Source organism: Rhodococcus sp. MPR-R1B (genome assembly GCF_058793255.1).
Genome location: NZ_JBXAFO010000023.1, coordinates 17,888 through 43,478 on the forward strand (window position 1 = coordinate 17,888; position 25,591 = coordinate 43,478).

22 protein-coding genes and 1 pseudogene are annotated in these 25,591 nt (G+C 60.3%); 5 read left to right on the plus strand and 18 right to left on the minus strand.

Annotated features, from left to right (window positions below):
* Position 1: 1 nt before the first annotated feature.
* Together katG and AC1Q61_RS25195 are read left to right on the plus strand one after the other, a co-directional pair.
* On the plus strand, positions 2 to 2,224 hold the full coding sequence (gene katG, locus AC1Q61_RS25190) for a catalase/peroxidase HPI (protein ID WP_212633930.1): 2,223 nt from the start codon (positions 2 to 4) through the stop codon (positions 2,222 to 2,224).
* 79 nt (positions 2,225 to 2,303) lie between these two features.
* Positions 2,304 to 2,777 carry an NUDIX hydrolase gene (locus tag AC1Q61_RS25195; protein ID WP_064114277.1) on the plus strand — a complete coding sequence of 158 codons (474 nt, stop codon included), beginning with the start codon at positions 2,304 to 2,306 and terminating at the stop codon, positions 2,775 to 2,777.
* 17 nt (positions 2,778 to 2,794) lie between these two features.
* On the opposite strand, the gene AC1Q61_RS25200 is transcribed toward AC1Q61_RS25195, so the two are convergent.
* The 3 genes from AC1Q61_RS25200 to ctaD are packed head-to-tail and all read right to left on the minus strand — an operon-like array spanning position 2,795 to position 5,577.
* A complete protein-coding gene (locus tag AC1Q61_RS25200) occupies positions 2,795 to 3,613 on the minus strand; it encodes a universal stress protein (protein WP_064114278.1) in 819 nt (272 codons plus the stop codon).
* Positions 3,591 to 3,842 (minus strand): hypothetical protein, encoded by a 252-nt coding sequence (locus AC1Q61_RS25205; RefSeq protein WP_076948770.1) that lies wholly within the window; start codon positions 3,840 to 3,842, stop codon positions 3,591 to 3,593. The genes AC1Q61_RS25200 and AC1Q61_RS25205 overlap by 23 nt, the downstream gene beginning before the upstream one ends.
* Positions 3,835 to 5,577, minus strand: coding sequence for an aa3-type cytochrome oxidase subunit I (gene ctaD, locus AC1Q61_RS25210; protein WP_007726434.1), 1,743 nt, complete (start codon positions 5,575 to 5,577; stop codon positions 3,835 to 3,837). The genes AC1Q61_RS25205 and ctaD overlap by 8 nt, the downstream gene beginning before the upstream one ends.
* A 199-nt stretch (positions 5,578 to 5,776) precedes the next feature.
* Here ctaD and AC1Q61_RS25215 point away from each other — a divergent pair, with 199 nt between their 5' ends.
* On the plus strand, positions 5,777 to 6,157 hold the full coding sequence (locus tag AC1Q61_RS25215; protein ID WP_007726436.1) for a VOC family protein: 381 nt from the start codon (positions 5,777 to 5,779) through the stop codon (positions 6,155 to 6,157).
* 3 nt (positions 6,158 to 6,160) lie between these two features.
* Here the strand turns inward: AC1Q61_RS25215 and AC1Q61_RS25220 are convergent, their stop codons facing one another.
* From AC1Q61_RS25220 to AC1Q61_RS25230, 3 genes are all read right to left on the minus strand, one after another.
* Positions 6,161 to 7,861, minus strand: a complete 1,701-nt coding sequence (locus AC1Q61_RS25220) for a sensor histidine kinase (RefSeq protein WP_064114281.1) — start codon at positions 7,859 to 7,861, stop codon at positions 6,161 to 6,163.
* Positions 7,851 to 8,582: a response regulator transcription factor gene (locus tag AC1Q61_RS25225; RefSeq protein ID WP_039972719.1), complete on the minus strand. Its 732-nt coding sequence runs from the start codon at positions 8,580 to 8,582 to the stop codon at positions 7,851 to 7,853. The genes AC1Q61_RS25220 and AC1Q61_RS25225 overlap by 11 nt, the downstream gene beginning before the upstream one ends.
* Positions 8,583 to 8,816: 234 nt before the next feature.
* A complete protein-coding gene (locus AC1Q61_RS25230) occupies positions 8,817 to 9,161 on the minus strand; it encodes a PNPOx family protein (protein WP_037129595.1) in 345 nt (114 codons plus the stop codon).
* A gap of 238 nt (positions 9,162 to 9,399) precedes the next feature.
* On the opposite strand from AC1Q61_RS25230, the gene AC1Q61_RS25235 reads away from it, so the two are divergent.
* Complete coding sequence (locus tag AC1Q61_RS25235; RefSeq protein ID WP_042925672.1) at positions 9,400 to 9,621, plus strand: RGCVC family protein; 222 nt, start codon at positions 9,400 to 9,402, stop codon at positions 9,619 to 9,621.
* Positions 9,622 to 9,875: 254 nt separating this feature from the next.
* Here AC1Q61_RS25235 and AC1Q61_RS25240 read toward each other — a convergent pair whose 3' ends face one another.
* The 11 genes from AC1Q61_RS25240 to AC1Q61_RS25290 form a co-directional block, all read right to left on the minus strand.
* A complete protein-coding gene (locus AC1Q61_RS25240) occupies positions 9,876 to 10,343 on the minus strand; it encodes a DIP1984 family protein (RefSeq protein WP_037129592.1) in 468 nt (155 codons plus the stop codon).
* Between the two features lie 282 nt (positions 10,344 to 10,625).
* Positions 10,626 to 11,603, minus strand: coding sequence for an ABC transporter substrate-binding protein (locus AC1Q61_RS25245; protein ID WP_003941435.1), 978 nt, complete (start codon positions 11,601 to 11,603; stop codon positions 10,626 to 10,628).
* A gap of 59 nt (positions 11,604 to 11,662) precedes the next feature.
* Positions 11,663 to 13,273 carry an ABC transporter substrate-binding protein gene (locus AC1Q61_RS25250; protein ID WP_064114290.1) on the minus strand — a complete coding sequence of 537 codons (1,611 nt, stop codon included), beginning with the start codon at positions 13,271 to 13,273 and terminating at the stop codon, positions 11,663 to 11,665.
* A 14-nt stretch (positions 13,274 to 13,287) separates the two neighbouring features.
* A complete protein-coding gene (locus AC1Q61_RS25255) occupies positions 13,288 to 14,592 on the minus strand; it encodes an NtaA/DmoA family FMN-dependent monooxygenase (RefSeq protein ID WP_007726446.1) in 1,305 nt (434 codons plus the stop codon).
* A complete protein-coding gene (locus AC1Q61_RS25260) occupies positions 14,589 to 15,419 on the minus strand; it encodes a sulfurtransferase (protein ID WP_492651232.1) in 831 nt (276 codons plus the stop codon). The genes AC1Q61_RS25255 and AC1Q61_RS25260 overlap by 4 nt, the downstream gene beginning before the upstream one ends.
* 61 nt (positions 15,420 to 15,480) lie before the next feature.
* Positions 15,481 to 17,448: an acetyl/propionyl/methylcrotonyl-CoA carboxylase subunit alpha gene (locus AC1Q61_RS25265; RefSeq protein ID WP_492651231.1), complete on the minus strand. Its 1,968-nt coding sequence runs from the start codon at positions 17,446 to 17,448 to the stop codon at positions 15,481 to 15,483.
* A 4-nt stretch (positions 17,449 to 17,452) separates the two neighbouring features.
* The gene (locus AC1Q61_RS25270) at positions 17,453 to 19,054 is read right to left on the minus strand and encodes a carboxyl transferase domain-containing protein (protein ID WP_065456039.1); all 1,602 of its coding nucleotides are present in this window, start codon (positions 19,052 to 19,054) and stop codon (positions 17,453 to 17,455) included.
* The gene (locus AC1Q61_RS25275; protein ID WP_054187583.1) at positions 19,041 to 20,240 is read right to left on the minus strand and encodes an MFS transporter; all 1,200 of its coding nucleotides are present in this window, start codon (positions 20,238 to 20,240) and stop codon (positions 19,041 to 19,043) included. The genes AC1Q61_RS25270 and AC1Q61_RS25275 overlap by 14 nt, the downstream gene beginning before the upstream one ends.
* On the minus strand, positions 20,237 to 21,463 hold the full coding sequence (locus AC1Q61_RS25280; RefSeq protein WP_007726454.1) for an aminotransferase class I/II-fold pyridoxal phosphate-dependent enzyme: 1,227 nt from the start codon (positions 21,461 to 21,463) through the stop codon (positions 20,237 to 20,239). Before AC1Q61_RS25280 ends, AC1Q61_RS25275 begins: the two co-directional genes overlap by 4 nt.
* A 493-nt stretch (positions 21,464 to 21,956) precedes the next feature.
* Positions 21,957 to 22,559 carry a hypothetical protein gene (locus AC1Q61_RS25285; RefSeq protein WP_081305433.1) on the minus strand — a complete coding sequence of 201 codons (603 nt, stop codon included), beginning with the start codon at positions 22,557 to 22,559 and terminating at the stop codon, positions 21,957 to 21,959.
* Between the two features lie 23 nt (positions 22,560 to 22,582).
* Entirely contained in the window at positions 22,583 to 23,032 is a 450-nt protein-coding gene (locus tag AC1Q61_RS25290) for a winged helix-turn-helix transcriptional regulator (RefSeq protein ID WP_007726458.1), read from the minus strand.
* A 127-nt stretch (positions 23,033 to 23,159) separates the two neighbouring features.
* Here AC1Q61_RS25290 and AC1Q61_RS25295 point away from each other — a divergent pair.
* Positions 23,160 to 24,257: pseudogene (locus AC1Q61_RS25295) on the plus strand (MFS transporter); the annotation flags it as partial.
* Between the two features lie 66 nt (positions 24,258 to 24,323).
* On the opposite strand, the gene AC1Q61_RS25300 reads toward AC1Q61_RS25295, so the two are convergent.
* Positions 24,324 to 25,574: an amidohydrolase gene (locus AC1Q61_RS25300; RefSeq protein ID WP_210378095.1), complete on the minus strand. Its 1,251-nt coding sequence runs from the start codon at positions 25,572 to 25,574 to the stop codon at positions 24,324 to 24,326.
* Positions 25,575 to 25,591: the final 17 nt, after the last annotated feature.

Consider the following 25,591-nt stretch of genomic DNA (forward strand, 5'->3'; position numbering starts at 1 on the left):
CGTGTCCGATAGTTGCCCGGTTGCTCACGACGGAAACACCGAGAGCACCAGCGAAAGTGAAAACCCCGCAATCCCGTCTCCGACGCCTACCGGGAATCGTCCGAGAACAAACAGCGACTGGTGGCCGAATCAGCCGGATCTCTCTGTCTTGCATTCACATTCGTCGAAGTCGAATCCGATGGGTGCCGACTTCGATTACGCCCAGGAATTCGCCAAGCTCGATGTCGAGGCGCTAAAGCGCGACGTCATCGCGTTGATGACGGCGTCGCAGGATTGGTGGCCGGCCGACTACGGGCACTACGGCGGACTCTTCGTGCGTATGAGCTGGCATGCTGCCGGCACCTATCGCATTGCAGACGGCCGCGGCGGTGGCGGCCAAGGTGCTCAGCGTTTCGCCCCGCTCAACAGTTGGCCGGACAACGCCAGCCTCGACAAGGCCCGGCGCCTGCTTTGGCCCGTGAAGCAGAAGTACGGAAAGCAGGTTTCCTGGGCCGACCTGCTGGTGTTCGCGGGCAACTGCGCCCTGGAGTCGATGGGGTTCAAGACCTTCGGCTTCGGATTCGGCCGAGAAGACATCTGGGAGCCCGAGGAGATCTACTGGGGTCCCGAGGACACCTGGCTCGGCGACGAGCGTTACAGCGGAGACCGTGAGCTGTCCGGACCGCTCGGAGCCGTGCAGATGGGCCTGATCTACGTCAATCCCGAAGGACCCAACGGGCAACCGGATCCGGTAGCGGCCGCCCGCGACATCCGTGAAACGTTCGCCCGCATGGCGATGAACGACGTGGAGACAGCTGCGCTGATCGCCGGCGGTCACACCTTCGGCAAGACGCACGGAGCCGGACCGGCCGACCTCGTCGGACCGGAACCGGAAGGTGCTCCCATCGAGCAGCAGGGACTGGGCTGGAAGAGTGCCTTCGGCACGGGTGTGGGTAAGGACGCGATCACCAGTGGTCTCGAAGTCGTGTGGACTCCCACTCCGACGAAGTGGGACAACACCTTCTTGGAGATTCTGTACGGCTACGACTGGGAGCTGACCAAGAGTCCGGCGGGTGCGTGGCAGTGGATTCCGAAGGACGGCGCGGGGGCGGGCACCATCCCGGATCCGTTCGATTCGTCGGCCGGACGCACCCCGACGATGCTGACGACCGACCTGTCCCTACGCCTGGATCCGACATACGAGAAGATCACCCGGCGCTGGCTCGATCATCCGGAAGAATTCGCCGAAGAGTTCGCCAAGGCTTGGTACAAGCTCCTTCACCGTGACATGGGACCGGTCACGCGCTACCTGGGACCTTGGGTTCCCGAGCCGCAGCTGTGGCAGGACCCGGTTCCCTCGGCCGATGATCAACTGATCGGGGACGCAGACATCGCGATCCTCAAGAGTCGACTTCTCGACTCCGGGCTGTCCATTTCGCAGTTGGTATCGACGGCGTGGGCGTCTGCCGCGAGCTTCCGCAGCACGGACATGCGCGGCGGCGCCAACGGTGCGCGAATCCGACTGGAGCCGCAGAAGAATTGGGAAGTCAACGAGCCCGCAGCTCTCTCCTCGGTGCTTCAGACTCTCGAGCGGGTTCAGCAGGACTTCAACCAGGCTGGTGGAGCAAAGGTTTCTCTCGCCGACCTGATCGTTCTGGGTGGTACAGCGGCCGTCGAACAGGCTGCGAAGAACGCCGGACAGGACATCACGGTCTCGTTCACTCCGGGACGTACGGACGCAACGCAGGAGCAGACAGACGTCGACTCGTTCGAGGTACTCGAACCCCGGGCCGACGGATTCCGGAACTACCTCAAGGGAGGCGAGAAGATTCCGGCAGAGATTCTGTTGGTCGACCGCGCGTACATGCTGTCGCTGACCCCGCCCGAGGTGACAGTGATGGTCGGCGGACTTCGCGCGCTGAACGCGAACTTCGGCAATACCCGTCACGGCGTGTTCACCGATCGTCCCGAGACGTTGACCAACGATTTCTTCGTCAACCTTCTCGACATGGGTACCGAGTGGAAGCCGTCGAAGACGGACGAAAACGTCTACGACGGTGTTGATCGCGTGACGGGCGATCCGAAGTACACGGCAACTGCGGTCGATCTCGTTTTCGGATCGAATTCGCAACTGCGTGCACTCGCCGAGGTGTACGCCAGTGCAGACGCCAAGCAGAAGTTCGCCGAGGACTTCGCCGCAGCCTGGACCAAGGTGATGGACCTCGACCGGTTCGACGTGAACTGATCCAGCAGATCGTCGACGACGCCCCGCGAGCTTGTTCTCGGGGGGCGCCGTCATTTCACGCGCACGATAGCGTGGTCGTGTGGCCGATCAATTTGCGCTGGTACCAGCGGTGTACGTGCTGTTCTGTCGAAGCAACCCGGTACAACGGCGCGAGGTGCTGCTGCAATTGCGCGAGGGCACGGGATTCATGGACGGATACTGGGCTCACGCTGCTGCGGGCCACGTCGAACTGGGGGAGTCGGCGATCGACGCTGCCGTTCGGGAGGCTGCGGAAGAACTTGGTGTCGAGTTGCTTTCCTCGGAACTGAAGCCGCTGACCGTGTTGCATCGCCGCCACGCGGACGGGAGCGAACCGGTGGATCATCGAGTGGACTTCTTCTACGAATGCCGCACGTGGTCGGGTGAACCACGCCGGATGGAGCCGTTGAAATCTGCAGATCTGCGGTGGTGGCCGGTTGACGAACTCCCGGAGAAGTTGGTCGACCACGAGCGTTTCGTAATCGAAGCCCATCACTCCGGTCAGCTCGCACCCATCCACAGTTACGGCTTCTGACCGGGTGACGATCTGATTCAGGCTTCGCTGGCAACGATGACCGGGCAGTGTGCTTTTCGAATCATCGCACTGCTCGTGGTGCCGAGAGCGGTGTCGTCGAACGAGCCTCGCCCACGCCGACCCACGACGAGAAGCCGTGCCTCGGTGGAGAGTTGTTCAAGAATGGCAACCGAGGGGCCGTCGAACTCGATCTGACGGATTGCGACGCCAGGGTAGAGCGTGGCCCAACCCGACAGTTGCCACGTCAGCGGCGTCGAGTGCTGGGGCGAGTGCCCGGATGCGAAGTCTCGACGCAGCTCGGCCTCTGGCGGCGCTGCGTGCACGACGACCAGTTCGGTGTTCGCTGCCTCTGCTTCCTTGAATGCGATGGCCAGAGCGCTTTCGCTGTAGGCGCTTCCGTCCAAACCGACGACAACCGGCAAGGCTGCCGCAGCGCTGCTTTCACGCGGTGTTCCGACTCTTGCGAACGAACATGTCGGTCCAGGTGCGGCGGGATCGTCCTGTGTTGCGACGATCAAGGCGGCCTCGGACGTCAACGCGGTGAGGATTGCGGTGTTTTCCCCGGAGATCAGATCGGTCCGGATCCGAAGATCTGGCGACACCGACTCGGCGATCTGAATGGCCTCCATGAACAGGCCGGTCGGCGATGCCGAGGTGTTCAGATCGGCGCTCGGAGCTACGAAAACGATTCGCATCCAGAGACCGTGGCGATGTGCGAACTCAGCCGCCCACGTGATCACGTCGGGGCGCACCGGGGATCCGTCGATGCACACGACCACCGCTCCGTCCGCGGACCACTCCGAGGTGATGAGATCAGTCGATAGTTCGGGCTTCATCGTGAACTCCTCGAGCTGTGTCTGTTGAACGCGAACTAGCTTGCAGGACAGTGCCGAACAGCAATCCTGCGACGACTATCGAGCACGCGGCAGTCGTCAGGGGCAACCACACGAGCGTCGTGACAGCGAACATGAGCACGAGCAACGGGGCGAGGAGATGGCCGGGTTTCGCTCGGCGTTCGTGGTGCTGCTTTTCTGCCCAGGCTCGGTGCTTCGTGCCGTCATTCATGTTGTTTCACCTCAGTTCTCACGTCGGAAACCGACTTGTGACCAAGCAGTCCGACATGCGCCTCGTCGCGCATTCTTTCGACCATGTGGGGGTAGTGCAGTTCGAATGCCGGCCGCTCACTGCGGATTCGGGGGAGTTCGGTGAAGTTGTGTCGCGGTGGTGGGCAGGACGTCGCCCATTCGAGCGAGTTTCCGAAGCCCCAAGGATCGTCGACGGTCACAATTCGGCCGTACCGGTAGCTCTTGAAAACGTTCCAGATGAACGGAATCGTCGAGGCTCCGAGCACAAACGCGCCGATGGTCGAGATCGTGTTGAGAAGAGTGAAATTGTCCGATGGCAGGTAGTCCGCGTACCGCCGAGGCATGCCCTGGGCGCCGAGCCAATGCTGGACGAGAAATGTTGCGTGAAAGCCGATCAGGGTCAACCAGAAATGGATCTTGGCGAGCTTCTCGTCCAACATCCGGCCGGTCATTTTCGGGAACCAGAAGTAGATTCCGGCGTATGTCGCGAACGCGATTGTCCCGAAGAGGACGTAATGGAAATGCGCGACAACAAAGTACGAGTCGGTGACATGAAAGTCCAAGGGCGGGCTGGCAAGGATGACGCCGGAGAGTCCGCCGAACAGGAATGTGACCAGGAAGCCGACGGAGAACAGCATGGGCGATTCGAAAGTCAACTGCCCCTTCCACATGGTGCCGATCCAGTTGAAGAACTTGACTCCGGTGGGAACTGCGATCAGGAAGGTCATGAACGAGAAGTAGGGGAGGAGAACGGCGCCGGTTGCGTACATGTGGTGCGCCCACACAGCGATCGACAGTGCAGCAATTCCCAATGTTGCGTAGACCAATCCGGTGTATCCGAAGATCGGCTTGCGGCTGAAGACGGGGAAGATCTCCGAGACTATGCCGAAGAACGGCAGCGCCAGAATGTAGACCTCGGGATGGCCGAAGAACCAGAACAGGTGCTGCCACAACATGACTCCACCGGTGGCGGGGTCGAACAGGTGCGCTCCCAGGTGCCGGTCCACCCACAGTCCGATCAAGGCAGCAGCGAGCAGCGGAAAAACGAGGAGGATCAGCATGCTGGCGACCAGCGCATTCCACGTGAAGATCGGCATGCGGAACATCGTCATACCCGGGGCGCGCAGGCAGACGATCGTCGAAACGATGTTGACTGCGCCGAGGATGGTGCCGACGCCACCGAGAGCGAGACCGATGATCCACAGGTCGGCGCCCATGCCGGGGGAGTGGAGTTCGCTGGTGAGCGGTACGTAGGCGGTCCAGCCGAAATCTGCCGCACCACCAGGTGTTACGAATCCGGCGGACGCGATCAGGCCGCCGAAGAGATAGAGCCAGTAGCTGAAGGCGTTGAGTCGCGGGAAACACACGTCCGGCGACCCGATCTGCAGTGGCATGAGGTAGTTGGCGAATCCGAAGAATACCGGGGTCGCGTACAGCAGGAGCATGATCGTGCCGTGCATGGTGAACAACTGGTTGTACTGCTCGTTGGACAGGAATTGCATTCCCGGAACGGTCAATTCCATGCGCATGAGTAGTGCCATCAGTCCGCCGATCAAGAAGAAGGCAAACGAAGTCACGATGTACATCAGACCGATCATCTTGTGATCGGTGGTCCTGAGGATCTCGACCAGTTTCGAACCCTTCGGAGCGGTTCGGGGAATTGCATCGGCGGGGGAATCGACCTCACCGACCGGCCGGGGCGCTAGATCAACCACGACGGCCGCCTACGCACATCGACGTGACGAAAGACCGAGAATGCCTGGGACTGTGGAACATAACGCAATGATCGTGGCGACCGGGAACTTGGACGAGGGGAAAAGGTCCCTAGGATCGGAACAGAGGCATGGCGTAGATCACGTGGTCCGGTACGGTCGAGAGAGTTGTCTTCACGAGCGGAAAGAAAGCGAGATGGTCATGGCATGTCGTATCAGTGAACTGGTGCTCGGTTGCCGGGAACCCGAGGTGCTGGGCCGGTTCTGGTGCGAGGTCCTGGACTTCGTCGTGCTCGATCGAATGGACGACGGTTCGTTGGAGATCGGCCCACGCGAAGGGTTCGGCGGTCCGCAGCCGACGATCATCCTCAGTCGCAGAGACGAACCGGAGAAGGGTAAGCCCCGCCTGCATATCGACGTCAACGCCACCGATCGCGATCAGGAGGCCGAACTGGAACGCCTGTTGAGTCTTGGTGCGCGGCCGGCCGACATCGGCCAGACAGGGCACGAACAATGGCATGTCCTGGCCGATCCGGAAGGTAACGAGTTCTGCCTGCTCAAGGCCCAACTGGATCCGCTCTGACGCTCAACGATGCTGGATCGGCAACGGACTTCGCCTGGGGCTCAGCGGAACACGCCACACCAGTTCGGTGACACCGTTCTCGCTGGTGATGTTGCTCGAGCCTCCGCACTGACGAGCGCGGGTCGCCAGGTTGTCGAGACCGTGGATTCTGGTTGCCTGGTCGATTCCCACACCGTCGTCGACGATGCTGATGACAAGCTCCTCGGTGGCCCGGATGGTGACGTCGATGGCATCGGCATGTGCATGCCGCAGAGCGTTGCTCAAGCCCTCGCGCACAACGGCTTCGGCGTGCGGGGCAAGTCGAGACGGGACGGAACTGTCGATGGTTCCCTCGAAAGTGACGCTGGGAGTGATCGACGAGTGGCCGGACAGACCGTTGACGGCATCGAGTAGTCGCCGCCGCAGGCTTGTGGGAGTAGACATCTCGCTCGTATGGAGGTCGAAGACTGCGGTGCGGATTTCACGGACTGTTCGATCGAGTTGATCGACAGAGGTGTCCAATACGGTTCGAACGGTGTCCTCGTCGCCTGGACGTTGCAGCACCCCCTGCAAACTCAACCCGGTGGCGAACAGCTGTTGGATGACGTGGTCATGGAGATCCCGCGCGATTCGGTCGCGATCTTCGAGGACGTCGACCAGTCTTTCTTTCCGTTGCTGTTCTGCGAATTCGACAGTGACAGAAGCGATGTCTGCCATCGCCGTCAGTTGCTCGATCTCGTCCACTCCCCACGGGCGGTTGCTGCGGCGTGACGCGAAGAGAACACCGCCGCCGAACGAGGTCCCGGAGAGGGGGAGTGCGACCACTGATTCGTCGCCGGAAACATTCAGTGCCGGAACGGAACTGCCATGTGGTGCAGAGATCGGCCGCCGGCTCCGCGCAGCGTCGTCGATCACGGTCCCGGACAGATCGACGGCTGATCCGGTCGCGGGGACAGGCTGGGAATCAGCAGCATCGGCGACGTGGACTACCGGCTCTCTGCCGAGGTCGTAGCGAACGACGCACACAAGATTTCCATCCGTGAGGTGCCGCGTCGTCCGAACCAGTTCCGATAGCGTCTCGTCGCGGGATCCGCCGCTGAGCAGACGTGCATTGACGGCGGCGACGGCCTTGAGCCAGGCTTCTCGCGTCCGGGATTCCTCGAACAGACGCGCATTGTCGATGGCGATGCTCGCAGCATTTGCCAGAATCTGGAGTACAGCCTCGTCGCGGTCGTCGAATGCAGTCCGTTCCGAGCTGTCCGCGAGGTAGATGCTGCCGAACACCTCGCCCCTGACGAAGATCGGAACACCGAGAAACGTGTCCATCGGCGGATGATTGGTCGGAAACCCTGCCGAGGACGGATGCGAGGAGATTCGGTCGGTTCGAACCGGGCACGGTTCTCGAACGACCAGGCCCAGCAGGCCGTGTCCTTCGGGAAGATGCCCGATTTTGGCAACCTGCCCCTGAGTCAAACCGGAGTGGATGAATCGGGACAAGCGTCCGTCGGGGGATTTCACGCCGAGCGCGCCGTAGTCCGCTTCGAGGAGATGTCGCGCGACGTCGACTATCTGTTGCAGGGTTTCGTCGAGCTGGAGTGTGGACCCGACGGTCAACACGGCACTGAGCAGTTTGGGAATTGCAGTCGGGTTGAGAGCAGTCAGCTCCGCGCTTCCGGCGATGTCGCCGAAAAGGCTGAGCATGAGCGCGTCGCGGCTACCTGGCATGGTGCGTGCCCGTGGTGGCGGAGAAGGGCGAGCCGGACGGCGTCAGCAGGTGAGTGGTCGCCTGGCCGGAAGGATCCGGGTGCGAAGTGCCCGCACGAAGCTTTGTCGCCAGAACTGCGGCCTGCGTTCGACGTTCGAGACCCAGTTTCTCGAGGATGCGTGAGACGTAGTTCTTGACTGTTTTCTCCGAGAGTTCTGCGTGCGAGCTGATCTCTCGATTGCTCAGTCCCTTGCCGATCAACTCGAAGATCAAGAGCTCCTGATCGGTCAACAGGGCTGCCGCAGTACCCGACTCCTGTTCGGACCGGATGCGCCGGACCAAACCGATCACCGCCTGGGTGTTCAACAGCGACTTGCCGGTAGCAACCGTGCGGATCGCCGACACCAGGTCGTGGCCGCGGATGTTCTTGAGGACGAATCCTCGTGCGCCGGCGATCAGGGCGTCGAGCAGTGCGTCGTCGTCGGAGTACGACGTGAGCATCAAAGTGGCGGCGCTCGGGTAGGTCGACGCCAGTTCTCGGCACAGTTCCACACCGTTACCGTCGGGAAGTCTGACGTCCATGACAACCACGTCGGGTCGGCATTCGGGTATTCCGGCCGAGGCTTCGCGAACACACGACGCCTCGCCAACAACGTTGAATCCCGATACCTGATTCAACAGGTCTGCCAATCCACGACGGACGATCTCGTGGTCGTCGACCAGATAGATGCCGATCGTCACGGTGGTCACCTCTTCCAGCTCACGCCTGCCGTCGATGTTACCGGACGGTAATGTCCCGACAGGATCGGGTTGTCCGACCGATGGTCGACAAAAAACCCGCGTCGAAGGGTGCGAGACCGAGTCTCGATTGCACAGAGTCAAAGGTCCCGACCGTCACGAGATCTGAATCACCCAGATCTCGTGAGGCGGTGGGTGTGAGCTGAATGTGATTGCACCGGTGGCTGTTCGATCCGCTCAGTCGACGGGAGCGAGTTCGACGGAGACGTAGACACCCTTGCCTTTTCGGTGTGCGAGTGCCTCGCCGGGGCGATCGATACCGTCCAGTTGGAGAACGATCGGACCTTGTTCCGGGTAGAAATTGCGCCACCAACTCTTCTTGTCCGGCATGGCAACGCCGATCGTCACATGGTCGCCTTTTCGTTTGTAGGACACGGGCGCGCTGAAGGTGCGACCGGACTTGCGTCCGACGTAGGTGATGACGGTCATGGAACGGCCCAGTAGTTTGCCTACGATCGGAGCGCCGATCAGTGGTTGGACCACTACGTTCACGGCGGCGGATACACGTTGGAAAGTGTTCACGAGAAGCCCTTTCACGACGAATGCTGCACGAATTCGAATCCTGCACGGAAATGGTGCGTGCAGTAGTTCTATCCTGCTCGACCGGGATTGTCGCGTGGGCAGAAATTGGTACAAACCGGTGTGCCGAAGCGAGTAGCGTGGGGTACGTCGAGGGTCATTCGAATATGCGCGGTCAAGCCATGTCGTCCTCGACGCCAACCCGGTCTGTGGTCGAACGGCCGAGAACTGGAGCGCCGGTATGGCGTCGAACCCGTCCGATGTGTCGAATGCACGAGGGCAATCCGAGTCGACTGACGAGGATCAGAAAACACCGTCGATCTGCCCGGCGTGTCAGCACAGTATGAAATCCCACGATCCGCTCGGGGTTCGCTTCTGCGCAGTGACTGCCGACCGCGGTCTCGATCGAAAGTGCATCTGCGCTGCAGATCGCGAGGAGATGCAGCACTATTCGCGCTACTGAGGTGCATCCTGCATCCCAATCGGAGACGCACCGACCTGTAGTCGCCGACAGTGCTGGATGCCCCGAACCCGCCCTCGTCTATCGACGATCAGCACGTGGTGGTGATGCGTGCGTAGTGCACTTTTACCTGTACGACGTGCAGGGCTGCAATGTGTAGGTGCGCTGCCCGCCGCGCTCAGAGGTGACCGGATAGACCGCCGGTCGCGGTGTGTGCTCGCTTCGCCGAACGACTACCTGCTCCAACGCTGCCGTGCTTACTCGATCAGATCCACCTCCCAATTCGTTCGTTGAATCTGTGTATCGACCTCGCGAATCTCGCGGGCGAGGTCGTCCGCGATTGCCCGAAGTTCGGTGACGGGGACTGCCGCGACATAGACCAATTCTGATCGGAGTTGACGACCGTAACCTCGCTCTTCGCGCCCCGACGCGGCGTCCGCAGCGGCATTGACTGCAGAGTGTCTCAGACGCAGCACATCTCGATGGGCGAGTGCATCTGTGACAGTGCCGTTTCCGAGGATCGCCTGCGCATTGGTTCGATTGATCGCGCGCATCAACCGTTCGAGTTCGCTCAGAGTTGACGTCAGCTCTTCGAGAAGGACGGCGGCGTCTTCGGCGGGAACTTCTCCCTCCTGGTGGCGTGCATTGTCGACGATCCGCTCGCGCAAGTGCGCAACCTTGCGAGTGGTGTCACTGCGTAGCGCCAGTGCCTCTGCCAGTTTCATGGATGAAGCTCCTGCTCTGACCTGAATCGGGAACTCCAAGCTAGCACTCGGTTGACAACCTGGGTCGGATTCCATTGTCTTGCTGCGTTCTTCCCAGTTCAGCATTCGAATCATCTTGGAGACAGCTGGTGCTGCGTGTCCTTCGATGAAGCGATGCAGCCGGTGGAGCACGCTGCGCACGGTCTCGGGTCGACGGGGCGGGCGAGGCATACGATGGTCCGCCGTCGATCTCGCGGTTCAGACTGAAATAGTCGCCCCGCGACGAGTTAGAGTGCGCCTTTCCTATTTGTTCGTCTTCGGGAGGCCAGGGGGATTGACCAGCGACTTGTCGACTGCCTCGTTGGTGATCTTCCATCGCTCGAGAACTTGCTCGTATGTGCCGTTTTCGATGAGATGATCTATCGCCTCGCTGATCGGTTGTACCAAGCCGTTGTCTTTCTTGACCAGTACACCGATCTGGCCCAACGCGGCCTCACCGGCTCCGGAGAACTGACCGATCACTTCGTTCTCGCCAGTCTGTGCAGCGTGAAACTGCGATGACGGGTTGGGGCCGAAGTAAGCGTCGATTCGACCGGAAGACAGCGGCAGGTAGTAGTCAGTGGTCTTCTGGTACACGGTGATTTCAGCGGGAGCACGCCCAGCTGCGAGGTTGTCCTCATTCCACTTCACCAGCAACGCCTCCTGATTGGTGGCAGCGCCGACTCCGATCTTCAGTCCGGCGATGTCTTCCGGCTTCTCGAGTGAGAGATTCCTGTCCTTTTTGACCTCGAACGCGAGAGTGTCGAGGCGGTACGTCGCGAAGTCGTATTTCTCTTTGCGCTCTTCGGTGACCGTCACGTTGGAGATGAACGCATCTGCGTCTCCCGAATCGATCCGCACCGAATTCTGCGCCCAATCCGCGACCTGAAGGTCGATTTTCAGCCCGAGCACCTCTGCAATCAAATACGCGAAGTCGGTCTCGGAACCGATGACAGTCTTGTCGTCGTCGGCATAGAAGCGCAACGGTGGAGCGGTTCCAGCGTTGCCGGTGATTCGGATCGTGCCCCGGTCGCGGAACTCCTGAGGGACCTTCGCTGCGATCGAATCAACCTTGTCGGTGCTGATGCGGTTCTGCTCGGCCGACAAGTTGATACTGGATGTTGTTGCACCGGAGTGTTGCCCGGTCGATTCTTCATCTGGGCTTCCGCAAGCGGTACCCAGGAGAGTAACTGTGGCCAGGGTAGAGATCAGAAGCGTTGCGGTGCGAGGACGGGTGAACATCGGGTTCCTTCCGGGAAGAGGGTTTGTCGAAGCAGGTTGTCGAGATCACGAAGTGTGGGCTAGCTCTTCCACGCATCCACGAAGTCCACCGAGTAGAGATCGGCTTGGATGCGCAGGTCGTGAACCGCGGGAGTCGTCGCGTAGATCAGCGAAGAGGCGTGCAACGGGATCGCCAGTGCCTGATCGGCAATCAGTTCCTGAATCTCCTTCAACACTCCGTTTCTCGCATCGACGTCTACGGTCTGAGATTGTTTGACCAGCAATGCATTCAGCTCCGGAGTCGAGGCGATGCCTTTGGTCGAGCCGAGAGTGGGACTGAACACCAGCAGTACGTCACCGTCGGCGCGCAAGCTCTGGAAGTAGATCGATTCCCATGTGCCGTCGGTTCTCGCGGCGTTGTCCTCGGCAGTCGAGCGAGGTTGCAAGTTCACTGCAACTCCGATGTCGCGCAGCTGAGATTGGATCAGTTCGAACTGCGATTGGGGGAGGTGGTTGCGGTAGGCCAATTCGACGGTCAGTTTCTCACCGTCCTTGGTTCGGAATCCGTCACCGCCGACTGTCCATCCACTGGCGTCCAGCAGTGACTTCGCACCCGACGGGTCATAGGTGTACTCGGACCACAGATCGGTGTAGCCGGGCGCTTTCACCGACAAGATGCTTCGCGCTTTCTCGTCACTCGGTGTGTAGGTGGTGTCGATGATCTGCTGGGTATCGATGCCCTTCACCAAAGCACGCCGCACGTTCAGGTCCGCAAGTACCGGCGCGAACGTGGGGTTGAGCAAGAGCGAGTCGTTGATGCCGGCAGCAAGGGACGGGATGACAGTGAGTCCGGCGCCTTCTGCCCGGTCGACGTCTGTGCTCGGAATGTCGATCGCGGCGTCCAGTTGTCCTGACGTCAAACCGCCGATTCGCACCGAGGATTCGGGGACCACCAAAAAGGTGATCGAATCCAGATAGGCCTCTCCCTTGTTCTTGTTGAGTGAGGATCCCCAGTGGTACCCGTCCCGACGAGCGAGTACGACCTTCGCGTTGGTCTCCAGTTCTTTCTGTACGAACGGGCCGGAAGCGATAACGCCCTGGGCGCAGCGTTCTTCGGGCGTCTTCTTCAACGATTCCGGTGCGATGATGGCGAGCGTGTCGGAGCGGGCGGCTTGAAGGAAGCCCGCTGACGGTTCCGAGAAATTGAGTGCGACAGTGGAAGCGTCGAGTACCTCCGCTCCAGTGAAGTTTGCGAGATGTGACTTCGCAGTGGTCGCGAAGCCACTGTCTCCCAGTCTCTTCTGGCTTTCGAAGTTGTCCGCGACAACCTGCGCATCCAGACGCTCGCCGTTGCTGAAGGTCACGCCGTCCCGCAGAGCGAAGACGAATCGTCGACCGTCGTTCTGGACCTCCCAGGACGTCGCCAACCAAGGCACTATCTCCCCGGTCTCGAGGTTCTGGTCGACGAGTTTGTCGTAGAGTGGATGGAATGCCGTAGCAGTTTGACCGTTCAGGGTCTTGTCGATGCACGGTGGAAACGTATTGATCGCAAAGGTCAGATCGCCCCCTGACACGGGCTCGGAGTCGGCGCTCGCAGCTGGCGTTGCAGTGCTGCAGCCGGCTGCAACTGCAAGCGTCGACGCCAGGATGGCGACTCGGATCGGTATGGATGAAAGCCGCGACGTCGTCATGGGCTGAGTTCCGTTCATCGTGGGGAAGTGCGAGTGGTGTCGAAGATGTGGGACCGCAGGGTCGTTCCGGTGTATTCGCGCCGGAACACGCCCCGATCTTGCAGAAGTGGCACGACGGAACTCGCGAAGTCGTCGAGCCCCCTGGGGAAGTGGGTAGCGGTCAGGATGAAACCGTCAGCTGCTCCCGATTCGAAGAGGTGCGTCAACTCGTCCGCCACTTCTTGCGGCGAGCCGACAATCTCGGGAGTGAGATCATTGCGCGCGAACAACTCTGCGGTTTCGGCGATGGTGAGATTTCGGGATTCGATCAGGCGTGCCAATCGACGCGAGGGGCCACTACCGCGGTTGAGAACTTCGGCGATCGGAGTGGACGGATCGAACTGCGACAAGTCTAGTCCTGCGGAGTGGGAGACCCACTCGATTGCCGCATCCGGATGGATCAAGGATCGCAGGTACTCCTGCCGTTCCTTCGCGATGCTCGTCGTCTCGCCGACTATCGGTTGCACAGCGGCGACGAGGCGCACCGAATCAGGGTCGCGTCCGGCCTCTTCCGCGTAGCCGCGAATTGCCTTGCGCTTCGCTCGAAGATCTTCCTCCAACGGGTCGATCGCAAAGACCAGATCTGCCCACCGCCCACCGAATTCGCGCCCTCTCACAGATTCACCTGCCTGGATGAAGACCGGGCGGCCCTGAGGTGATTGTGGCAAGGTGAGTGGACCCTGCACCGACAAGTATTTGCCCTTGTAGTCGGCCGCGTGAATCTTGCTTGTGTCTGCGTAGATTCCGCTGTCGCGATCGGCCGATACGGCGTCGCCGTCCCACGACGACCAGAGTGCGGTGGTTGCTTCGAGAACTTCGTCGCCGCGCTCGTACAGTTCTTCTCTCGGAAGCCGATCGACTTCGGGAAAGTTGTCGTTAGCCGGGCCGGGTGCCGTCATCACGATGTTCCAGGCCGCGCGCCCACCGCTGAGTATGTCGAGGCTGCCCAGAGTTCTCGCCAGGTTGTACGGGCTGTTGAAGCTTGCCGAAAGGGTTACGCCGAGACCGATACGATTTGTTGCGCCGGCCACCACTGCAGCCAACTGCGTCGGATCATGTTGAAAGCCGGTCAGCAGACCGTATTTGGTGTGGCCGTCGACGTAGTGCACACGCTCAGGTATCAGTATCAGGTCGAATTTTGCTCGTTCCGCTGCTTGCGCGTATCGCTCGTAGAGCGCTCTGTCCTCGAAGGCATTCTCCGAGTACGAATGCCGCCACATTCCGGCACTGTGCATACTCGGAAAGACCATGTAGGCGCCGAGGATCATCTGTCGCGTCATCGCTGGTCCGGATTCCTTGGTGTGTGATGGATGTCAGTGGAGACGGGTCGTTCGGGGTCGGCGCTCCACCCCGACCACGACGCGACGTAGACCGCGGAGCTGATGCCGACCGCTGCAAGCGCCAGTGCGTTGTGCGACGCGGCAACTCCGCCGCCGCAATAGGACACGACGGTGGCACCACGCTCTATTCCGAACTGGTGGAAGTATTCTCGTAACTCGCGGTCGGGAAGTAGGAATCCGTTGTCGCCGAGTTGGTCAGTTGCCGGCGCTGAGATAGATCCGGGGATGTGGCCGGCGCGGAAACTGCTCGATCCTCGGGCGTCGAGCAATCTGCCGGCCGATGCCGCGCGCAGGGCGTCTTCTGCGTCGGCGAGTGTCGTGCTAGTGGTGGAAGGTGGTACGGGAATCGAATCGTTTGTCGATATGCGTTTCCGGGCTGTAACCCATCCGGACGATCCGCCGTCCAAGTACCGCACTGAACGTCCTGCCCAGCGAAGCGTGAACCACGCGCGGGCCGCAAGCAGGGGGCTGTGCGAACTGTAGACCACGATGTGAGCATCGGCGGATACTTTCAGATCGTTCAGTGTTCTTCCGAATGCGTCGAGGTCTGGCAGCGGTCGATTCCCGTCAGTCCCGCCGCCACTGCTTTGAAAGTCGTTGATCGACAATGTGATGGACTGCGGCGCAGTAATGATTCCGGCTCCGCCCTCGCTGTTGTCTCGTACCACGTTGACGACGACGAGCGTCCGATCGGAACGAATGAGTTCGCGGAGTTCGGTTGCGGAAACAATGACTGCGCGACGCTCGATTCCCCCTGCTTCTGACATGAAAGATATTGTGTAACAATTGCTTCAGTCAAAAAAGAGATAAGATCGTGGCAATCTTTACTCATGGCGCCACGGCTGCCAGCACTTGTCCGGCATCGATGACATCTCCCACCGTTACTGTCACCGCCGAGACGATTCCGGGTGAGGAAGCACGAAGGGCAGTCTCCATCTTCATTGCTTCTACGACCGCGACGACATCACCTTCCGACACCCGCGTTCCAGTCTGCAGCACTGCCAGCACGGTTCCCGGCATCTTCGATGTGATCTCTCCGTCGCTGAGATCGGAATCCTTTGCTGTATAGACTTTCTCGTCCACCTTCACGGTCCAGCCACCAACGCACACCCATGTACCGGTGCCGACTCCGAGGCGCCCAGCGGTGGTTGTCAAACCATCGGCGACCAGGCTGAGTGTCACTTCGTCGGTTCCACCCCTGACGACCACCGAAATGTTCCGGCCGTCGGCGGCGACAATCCAGTGGTTGCTTCGTTGTGAGATGACGGTTGTCGGCACGACGCGGCCATCGGCAATGAGTTCGCGTCCGATCGGGTCGGATCCCACCTTGTGCAATGTCTCTCGATGTAGTCCGTGGGGGCCGGTCCATGACGACCCGGTGACCGGCGATTGTTCCTCGACGGAAGTCCACACCATCGCAACAGCAGCGGCGGTGGCCTGGAGCTCTGCAGAATCCGGGATCAACCGAGTGAGGTGCTCGTCGACGAAGGAAGTGTGAATGTCATCCGCGCGCACAGCCGGTGTCGCCAAGAGAAGTCGGAGGAAACCGATATTCGAGGTTCCACCGAAGTAACTCGAGTCGGCCAAAGCTCGGTCCAATGATTCCAGTGCGGTTGACCGCGTCGGACCGCTTGCTATGACCTTTGCGATCATCGGATCGTAGAACGGCGGAATGCTGCCGGCACCCTCGAAAGCACTGTCGATGCGAACCCCCGACGGCCAGGCTATGTCCACGGAATGTGAAGGTGCGGGCCGAAACCCGTTCGACGGATCCTCGGCGTAGATTCTGGCTTGCACCGCGAAACCCCGCAGCGCGATATGGCGCTGCTGTAACGGCAAACGGGCGCCGAGGGCGATGTCGAGTTGCAGTTCGACGAGATCGACGCCGGTCACTTCCTCGGTGACCGTGTGTTCGACTTGTAGGCGCGTGTTGACTTCGAGAAAGTAGTAGCGGTTTTCGGCGTCAACCAGAAATTCGACGGTTGCCGCATTCACGTAGCCGACGCCTCCGAGTAGTCGCAGAGCGTCGTGCTGCATGGCTCCCAGGACCGATTCGGGGACAGAACTTGCCGGTGCCTGCTCGATGATCTTCTGGTTCCGACGCTGTAGGGAGCATTCACGGGTGAAGAAGTGAACTCCTGTACCGAAGGAATCGAAGAGGACCTGAACTTCGATGTGACGCGGACGCTCCACCAGCGTTTCGATCATCAGGTCGCCGCGGCCGAAGTTCCTTTCGTTCAAACCGATTGCAGAGGTGATGACCTCTCGTGCGTCATCACCCGGATGTAGTCGAACCATCCCCTTGCCGCCGCCCCCGAACACCGGTTTCAGCAGCACCGGCACGTCGAGAGATCGAACGTGACCGAGGACGGTATCGGGATCGGCGCTTGCCTCGCCCCACGCGGTGAGAGTCGGGATGCCGGCGTCAGCGGCGGCCTTCTTCGCTCTTGCCTTGTCTCCGAGTAGAGCGATGGATTCAGCGGCCGGACCGACGAATGTCAGACCTGCAGCGACGACGGCTTCAGCGAAATCGGAGTCTTCGGAGAGGAATCCGTAACCCGGGTGCACGGCATCGCAATCCGCGGCCAGCGCGGCCGCAATGATTTGATCCGAATCGGTGTAGGACTCCGAGGGGATGTCTCCGTCCAGAAGCACGGTGTGATCGGCGAGGCGATGCCACTGTGCGTGTGAATCGACGGGGGAGGAGATCGTCACTACCGACATGCCGAGACGACGGGCCGTGCGCGCGATGCGCGTGACGATTTCACCCCGATTGGCGATGAGAAGTCGAGTCATGTTCTCACATCCTGAAGACGCCGAAGCGCGTTGTTCCGTGATTGCGGGGAAGCATGGACAGCGCGAGTGAAACCCAGGATCGCGTGTCGACCGGGTCGACGATCGCGTCAACCCATAGCCTGGATGCGACGTACACCGACTCGCCCTGCCGGTCGTAACCTTCGCGTATCGGCCGTTTGATTTCCTCGATTTCCTCTTCCGTGAGCGGAGTTCCGCGTGTGCGCGCAGATTCGATCTTCATCAATGCCATCACCGACGCTGCTTGCTCGGAACCGACCACGGTGGTCTTCGCGTTCGGCCACACGGCCATGAAGTCAGGACCTATCGAGCGTCCGCACATCGCGAGGTTTCCCGCCCCGTAGCTTCCGCCGATGACGATGCTGAGCTTGGGAACCCTGGCGCAGGCGACGGCATTGACCAGTTTCGCGCCGTGTTTGGCGATACCTTCCGCCTCGTACTGCTTCCCGACCATGAATCCGTTGACGTTGTGCAGGAACAACAATGGGATGTCTCGTTGTGAGCACAGTTCGACGAAGTTCGCGGCCTTGAGGGAGTCCTCCGAAAAGAGCACACCGTCGTTCATGATGACTCCGACGGTGTACCCCTCGATGTGGCCGGTCCCGCAGACGATGGTTCGGCCGTAATTCGCTCGGTACTCGACTAATTCGCTGGCATCGAGCAGGTGGGCCAGAACGTCGCGCGCGACGATCGGGGTTTTCGAAGAGGCCGGGATCACCGTGTCGAGATGCTCGGGGGAGTGAAGAGGTGGTCGCGGAGATCGTGACGGCGCCCGTACCTCCCGTCGATCACCGCGGGCGACGATGTCGGCGATCATGCTCAGAGCCTCGATGTCGTCGTTGGCGATGTGATCGACGACGCCGCTGATCACCCCGTGCACGTCGGCGCCGCCGAGCTCTTGCGGTTCGACGTCGACACCGGTTGCAGCCTTGACCAACTGAGGGCCGCCCAGATAGACGGTGCCGGTACCGCGGACGATGACGGTCTCGTCGCACATCGCTGGGATGTATGCACCTCCAGCCGTGCAGGAACCCATGACTGCTGCGATCTGAACGATGCCGTCTGCCGACATTTCGGCGATGTTCTTGAACATCTCGCCGAAATGGTGCTCGTCGGGGAAGATCTCGTCCTGCATCGGAAGGAAAACACCTCCGGAATCGACGAGATAGACACACGGCAGCCTCAGCCGACGAGCGACGGATTGCAATCGCAGTTGCTTCTTGACGGTCAGCGGGTAGTAGGTGCCGCCCTTGACGGTGGCGTCGTTCGCGAAGATGGCGCAGAGTGAGCCGCGGATGAGCCCTACGCCCGTGACCAGACCAGCCGACGGGAGTTGCTCGTCGTACACCTCGAATCCGGCCAGTTGTCCGATCTCGAAGAACGGGGACTGCACGTCGAGAAGAGCATCGATGCGTTCGCGAGCGGGCAATTTGCCGCGAGCCCGGTGCTTGGCGACCGACCGCTCGGGTGCCCCGTGAACGGACAAGTGTTGCGCGTCCGCAACTCGCTCGCGAATTTCCTTGTATGCCAGTAAGTTTTGCTCGCGGGTACCGGGGTCGAGTTGTGCGGTGCGTTCAATGACGGGCATGGGACGTACCTACTGTCGGTTCGGAGGAAGCTGTGCGGAGGGAGAATACGAGCGCAGTCGCTGCTGCAGTGATCAGTGCGACGATTGCCGACCACACGCGCTCATCGGATGCGAGAGGTCCGACTACAGAGGCGATGCCGGCAATTCCCTGCTGTACGAGTCCGCAGTACGCGACGGCGATGGCTCCGCCTTCAGCAAAATGCGTCACTGCTGATGCTGCCGAGTTCGGGAAGAGAAGCGATTGCCCAAATGTCAGTGCGATGTATCCGAGCAGGAAGACCGCGAGCAACGGCGTGGAACCGAGTGGGGGATACCAGCAGAGCATGAGGACGAGGCCGGCAAGCAGCATGCACAGCGCACCTCGACGCATCAACTTCTCTGAACCGACGGTTGTGGCCCTTCGATTGACGTAAAGCGCGCCGCTGAAGTAGGCGGTTCCGTAGAGGATTCCGAAGGCTCCGAATGCCCACGGTTGCAAGTCGAATCGATCGCTGAACAGGAAGGGGCTCGATTGCTGCACAAGGACTATCGCGCCGAAACCCAGGCCCCCCGCAATGGCTGGTTTGTAGAACTGGGGTGTCAGGACTATGGCATTCCACCGAACAACGCGTTCGTTGTTGTCGCGGACTGTGGTGTTCTCGGTCCTCAGTGCCACCGCAGCGAGTGCTGCTCCGAGTACTCCGAGCACGCCGAAGCCGGTTCGCCACGAGGTGAACGACGCAAGAGCGCCGCCGATCAGTTGGCCACCGCCCAGTGCCACCACAAATGCCATCGACAACAGCGACAAGCGGCTAGCCAACTCCGAACCGGTGAACTTGTCCTTCACCATCATTCGCACGATGATGGCCGCACCTCCTGCTCCGATGCCTTGAACGATCCGGCCGATCAGTAGTACGGCGGCGCTCTGGACCAAAGCCAATGCAATGCAGGCGATCACGAACAATACCAAGCTGGACAACAGTGCCGTCCTGCGTCCGAGTCGATCTGCCAACCGCCCCCACACGACCACCGGAAGTGCGGCACTGATCACGAAGAGTGTCACCGACCACTTCACCACGGAATCTTCGATGCCCAGATCCGTCGCGATCTTCGGCAGTGAAGGGAGGTAGATGGTCGTGGCCATTTGTGCTGTCAACACGACGGCACAAGCCAGCGGTGTCACTGCGACAGTGCGGTCGTCGCTCATTCCGTGACACTTCGTAGGACGTCGGCGAAGCGCTCGATCGTTGCATGTGGAAGGTCCGCCCGAAGCATCAGTCTCAGCCCGGCTTTGCCCCGGCCGATGACAGGGAAGAAGACCGCCGATGTGTAGAAACCGCTAGCCAGCAGTTTCTGTGCTGCGGTGATGGTTTGTTCTTCCTCGTGGAGCGTGACGAAGCGGATCGGGAGTCCATCGCCCGATGCCGGCGTGTCGACGAGCGAATCGAACAGTTCGACAACCGTGCGGAGTTGCCGCTGCCGCTTGTCGACCTCTCCGCTGCGGTGGAGCTCCACGGACGCCGCAATAGCACCCAGCCCGGCTACGTTCACACGCTGCGACCACGTCAGCGGGCCGCCGTAGCGAAGTGCGAGATCACGATTTCGACTGCCCCCGTTCCGACCGAGTGCGATCGCACCGCCGGAAGCACCGAATCCCTTGTTCAGTGATGTCAGCAAGAATGTTCGATCATTGAGGCTGCCGATGAGATCCAGGACCGCGCCACGCCCGTTGTGTCCGATGACCGAGGTGCTGTGCGCCTCGTCGAGAACGAGAATCAGTCCGTATTTGGCCTGTAATGCAAACAGTTCGTTCAGGGGCGCCTTCCCGCCTGTGCTGTAGACGGTGTCCGCCACGTATGCCACCTGAGAATTTGTTCGGCAAAGACTTTCGAGTTCATCGACGTCGTCGTGCCGAATGGTCACGATCGTCGTTTCGTCGGCGACGCTCGCCTTCATCGCATTGAGGCAGAAGTGTGCGTTCTTGTCGAACACCATGAGGGGAGGTTCACCGCCGGTGAGCAACCCGGACGCAACGAGGGGGAGCAAACTCCACGCAGCGTTTGCGGCGGATCCGAGGGTGAGCACATGTGCGTCAAGCAGTTCGCTCAACGCGGCCTCTGTGTCGTCGAGAAGGCTGGAGTGGACTCTCATCCGCGAGATGGAACTGTTCAACGTTCGTTCGCGCTCGAGAGCGGCGATCGCACCCGAACGAATTCGGTCGTCGGTGTCGAGCCCCAGATACGAGTACGTGGAGAAGTTCTCGAATTCGTATCCTTGGATCGTCCGGTGTTCGAAACCTGCGACGCGATCGGCGGTGATATCGGCCAGACCCTCACTGACTGCGCGATCCCAGAATGGGTTGCTCAAATCAGCAGCACGCCTGAGGTTGGAGTACAGATTCCTATCTTTCAAGCTCTCGGCAACCGTCATTTCGCGGCTGGTCCCTTCACTGGATTCGATAGCGGAATTACTGCGTTGATGCACTGAGATGCATCATCGTCAGTTGACATCGCTCATTGAGAACGAAAGACAATTCGATGTCAAGCATTACGGAATCGAGACGCCGAGAAAAAGGAAGAAACCCTATGGTTTGGAACTAGTTGAATCTGTAACTTAAGGCGTTGTTGCAGTTCAGAGACGGTGATGATTTATCACGATTTCCCGTGATAAATCGGATAATGCCGTGAGTCACAGACTTGTGTGCACTTCCGCGTGATGTTCGAAGAATATTATGATCCGCATGCGTCAAAGGGTTGGCACGGAAGCGATAAGGCTTCTGTCTCATATTTTTCGAGGATCTCGTGGAGGTTCGGCAATCAGGCGATCCTGTATCTGGAATCGATTTTCTTCTTAATGAATTTCAAAACGTGTTAGGTCCGCTTATCGAATTCTTTACTCGGAGTATGGATGATCCGGCAATGATTCATCCTCGTCGCGACCACTTGCCGCGCAGAAGCATCAGTGCGGTAAGGGTGAGGCCCCATCCGATTGTGGACAGTGCGACGCCCACGCCTGCCTGTCCGGTGACATCGGCACTGGCGTCGATGCTGAATGCTGTGGTGAATCCTGCAGCAGTGCCGGCAGCGGCCGTCATACCGCCCGCCTTCATCCATCGCGAGCAATGTGCGGAACCGAAACACGCCAGAATCACTGTCAGTCCACAGGCGACGACCTGCCAGGTGGGGAACTGTGTCGGGGCAGGCATGCCGGGGCCGCGGAATCCGCCTTTGTAGTCGGCTGACCAGCTGAGCCAGCCCACACAAGACAGAAAGCCCAGTGCAAAGGCCAACAGGCCGGTGCGCCACAGTCCGAGTGAGCCCGATCCCGTGTGCCCGCCGCCGAGGGCGGTCGTGGAGTGCTCCAGGCCAGTTCGTTCCGAACGCCAGATTGTCCAGATGATGCTCGCGCCGATAGTTGCGGGCACGCCGACGAAGATGAATGCAATCCAGAGAAACTGCGGCCAGGAGAACTCGAGATCGACAGTCATGGTCGGAGTATGCGCGTACTTCGAATCATGTGCGCCCATCTGTCAATCTGGCGAGTTGCGGGTCAACCTTCCTCGACCTTCTCCACATGTGTACTTGTAGGGTCCAGGTCGATATTCCGTGTGTTGATCAGTCGAAGCCTGGGAACCGGATCGCCCGTGGTGTCGTCGATCAAGATCGAGTGTGGCTCACCGTCATCGAAGGCGTGGCGCTCTCCCCACTGTCGCAGGCTAATGATCACGATGAACAGATCCATACCGCGTTCGGTCAGGATGTACTCGTTGCGGGTACCTTGCGCGTTCGGTTGGACTTCGAAGATTCCCTGCTCGACAAGGACTTTGAGCCTGTCCGTGAGAATGTTCTTTGCGATGCCCAGGTTTCGTTGAAACTGACTGAATCTCGATGACCCGTCGAAGGCGTCACGCACGATCAGCAGCGACCATCTGTCGCCGATGATGTCGGCCGCTCGGGCAGTCGGGCAGTGCGGGTCCGTCCATTGTGCGCGATCCGGCATCGAGTTCCTCATTGGTTGCGTTTTGAAACTGTATTGACGTAACCTCCAAATGGTATCAAAACGCAACCAAGTTGAGGTGGAAGTGACTGCACGTCATGCTGTCGAGAACGCGCGGGGCAAGTTGAAAATGTCTCGCGGACTTCGCCTGTTGCTCGCAGTGCTCTGCGGGGTCTCGGTAGCCAACATCTACTACGCACAGCCGCTCCTCGGGCAAATAGGCTCGGATCTTTCCATTCCTCCGGCCGGCCTCGGTTTCGTAGTCGCACTCGCCCAACTCGGTTATGTGGTGGGGTTGATCGTGTTGGTGCCATTGAGCGATCTCGTGAATCGAAAGAAATTGATCGCAATCCAGATCGTCGCTGCTGCAACGGGAACGATGCTTGTTGCTCTGGCCACCACGAATCTGCAGCTGTTGATCGGGATGGCGGTCGCAGGCACGTTCTCGGTAGTTGTTCAAGTCATAGTTGCCTATGCTGCGGCAATCAGTGACCCGGACGAGCGGGGCGCAAACATCGGTGTCATCACCAGCGGCGTTGTCGTCGGCATCATCCTCGCTCGGACTGTCGCCGGCGCAGTTGCGGATCTGGCAGGCTGGCGGGCGGTCTACGCGGGATCCACTTTCATTTCGGTACTGGTCGCGGCCGTCGCGCTGACGATGCTGCCGAAAGATCCTCGTTTGCAACACGATAGGCGTTCGTACGTGCGTGCAATGGGGTCTGTCGTGACGTTGACGCTTACGAACCGACTGTTTCGCACCCGGGCCCTGATCGCCTTGTTCCTTTTCGCGTCCTTTGGTGCTTTGTGGAGCGGAATGGCCCTGCCGTTGAGTGAGGAACCATGGCGGTTGTCGACCACACAGATCGGGCTCTTCGGAATCGCAGGATTGGTTGGAGCATTGGGCGCGGTCGGTGCCGGTCGGTGGGCCGATCAAGGCAAAGCGCAACGCGTCACCGGGGCGTCGTTGGTCGTTCTCTTGCTGTCGTGGGTATTCAACGCGCAGGCGACGCACTCGCTGGTGTTACTCGTAGTCGGTGTTGTTGCGTTGGACTTTGCCGTGCAGGCTGTTCACGTCACGAGCCAGAATCTGATCGTCGCGAACACACCGGAATCGTCCGGGCAGATCATCGGTAGTTACATGGTGTTCTATTCGTTGGGCAGCGCGGCTGGGGCGGTTTCCACCACTATGGTTTTCGACGCGGCAGGGTGGGGCGCTGCAAGTATTCTCGGCGGCGCCTACGCGTTTGCAGCCTTGATCGCATGGACGATCGATCGATTGCGGACCCGCAACACTCTAGGGAGTTGGGAGCCACGTCCTGGCCGCGACGACCAAGGCGTTCACACCGATGGTCAGGGTCGGCTCGATCACGGGAGCGTAGTGCGGAGAGTGGTTCGACGGCACGGTTCGCAAAGCCGGATCGGTCATGTCACCTGTCGTGAACAGTGAAGGGTCGGTACCGCCCAACAACCAGTACGACAGTGGCGCACCGGCACTGGTCGCGAGAATGCCGACGTCTTCACTACCTGCTCCTGCGCCGGGATCGAGAATCTTGTTCGTCCCCAACCATTCGGCAAACGCATCGAGTGTCTTGTCCAGCGCCGCCGGGTCATTGACGACGATCGGAAAGTGCTCCGTCTCGTTGATGGTCGGTGGGGTGGGAGCGCCGGCGGTGGCCGCTTCGCCCCGGACGATGCGGTCGACGCTGTCCAGGATGCGCTGACGCACAACTGCGTCGTAGCTGCGGATGTTGAGTTGCAGTTCTGCTTCGCCGGGAATGACGTTGGCGGCATCTCCAGCATGGATGGAGCCGACGGTGAGGACAGCTGTTGCAGTGCTCGGGACCTCGCGTGAGATGACAGTTTGCAAACGCAACACGGTTTCGGCCGCCATGACCACGGGATCGACCGAGTTCTCCGGCATAGATCCGTGGGCGCCCTTTCCGACCAGTCTCACACGAAGTGAGTCCGATCCCGCATACGAGGGGCCGGCGTGCCCGGCGATCGTGCCTGCCGGTAGCGGCGATACGTGTTGGCCGAGAACGATGTCGGGCTTCGGGAATCGCTCGAACAGTCCGTCGTCGACCATGGCTTGCGCACCCGCGCCAAGTTCCTCCGCCGGTTGGAAGACGAGGACAAGAGTGCCGGACCAGGTCGTCGTGTCCTGCGAGAGGATCCGGGCTGCACCGAGTAAGCAGGTCGTATGCAGGTCATGGCCGCACGCGTGGCTGACCGAGACGGTCTTCCCCTGGTCGTCGGTCGTTGTCACGGTGCTGGCGTAGTCCAATCCGGTTTCTTCCCGAACCGGGAGGGCGTCCATGTCCGCACGCAGCAGCGCTGTGGGGCCCGCTCCGTTCTTCAGGACTCCGACGACTCCGGTTGTCCCGACACCGGTGGTGGTGTCGAATCCAAGTGCTGTTAAATGTCTTTCCACCAGACTGGATGTTCGTTGCTCGTGAAACCCCAGTTCCGGATGGCTGTGGAGGTCCTTGTACAGGTCGATCAAATCCAGATCCACGGAGATCGTTTCGTGCACTGACGAGGTCATGAGTGTCCTCTCGGTAG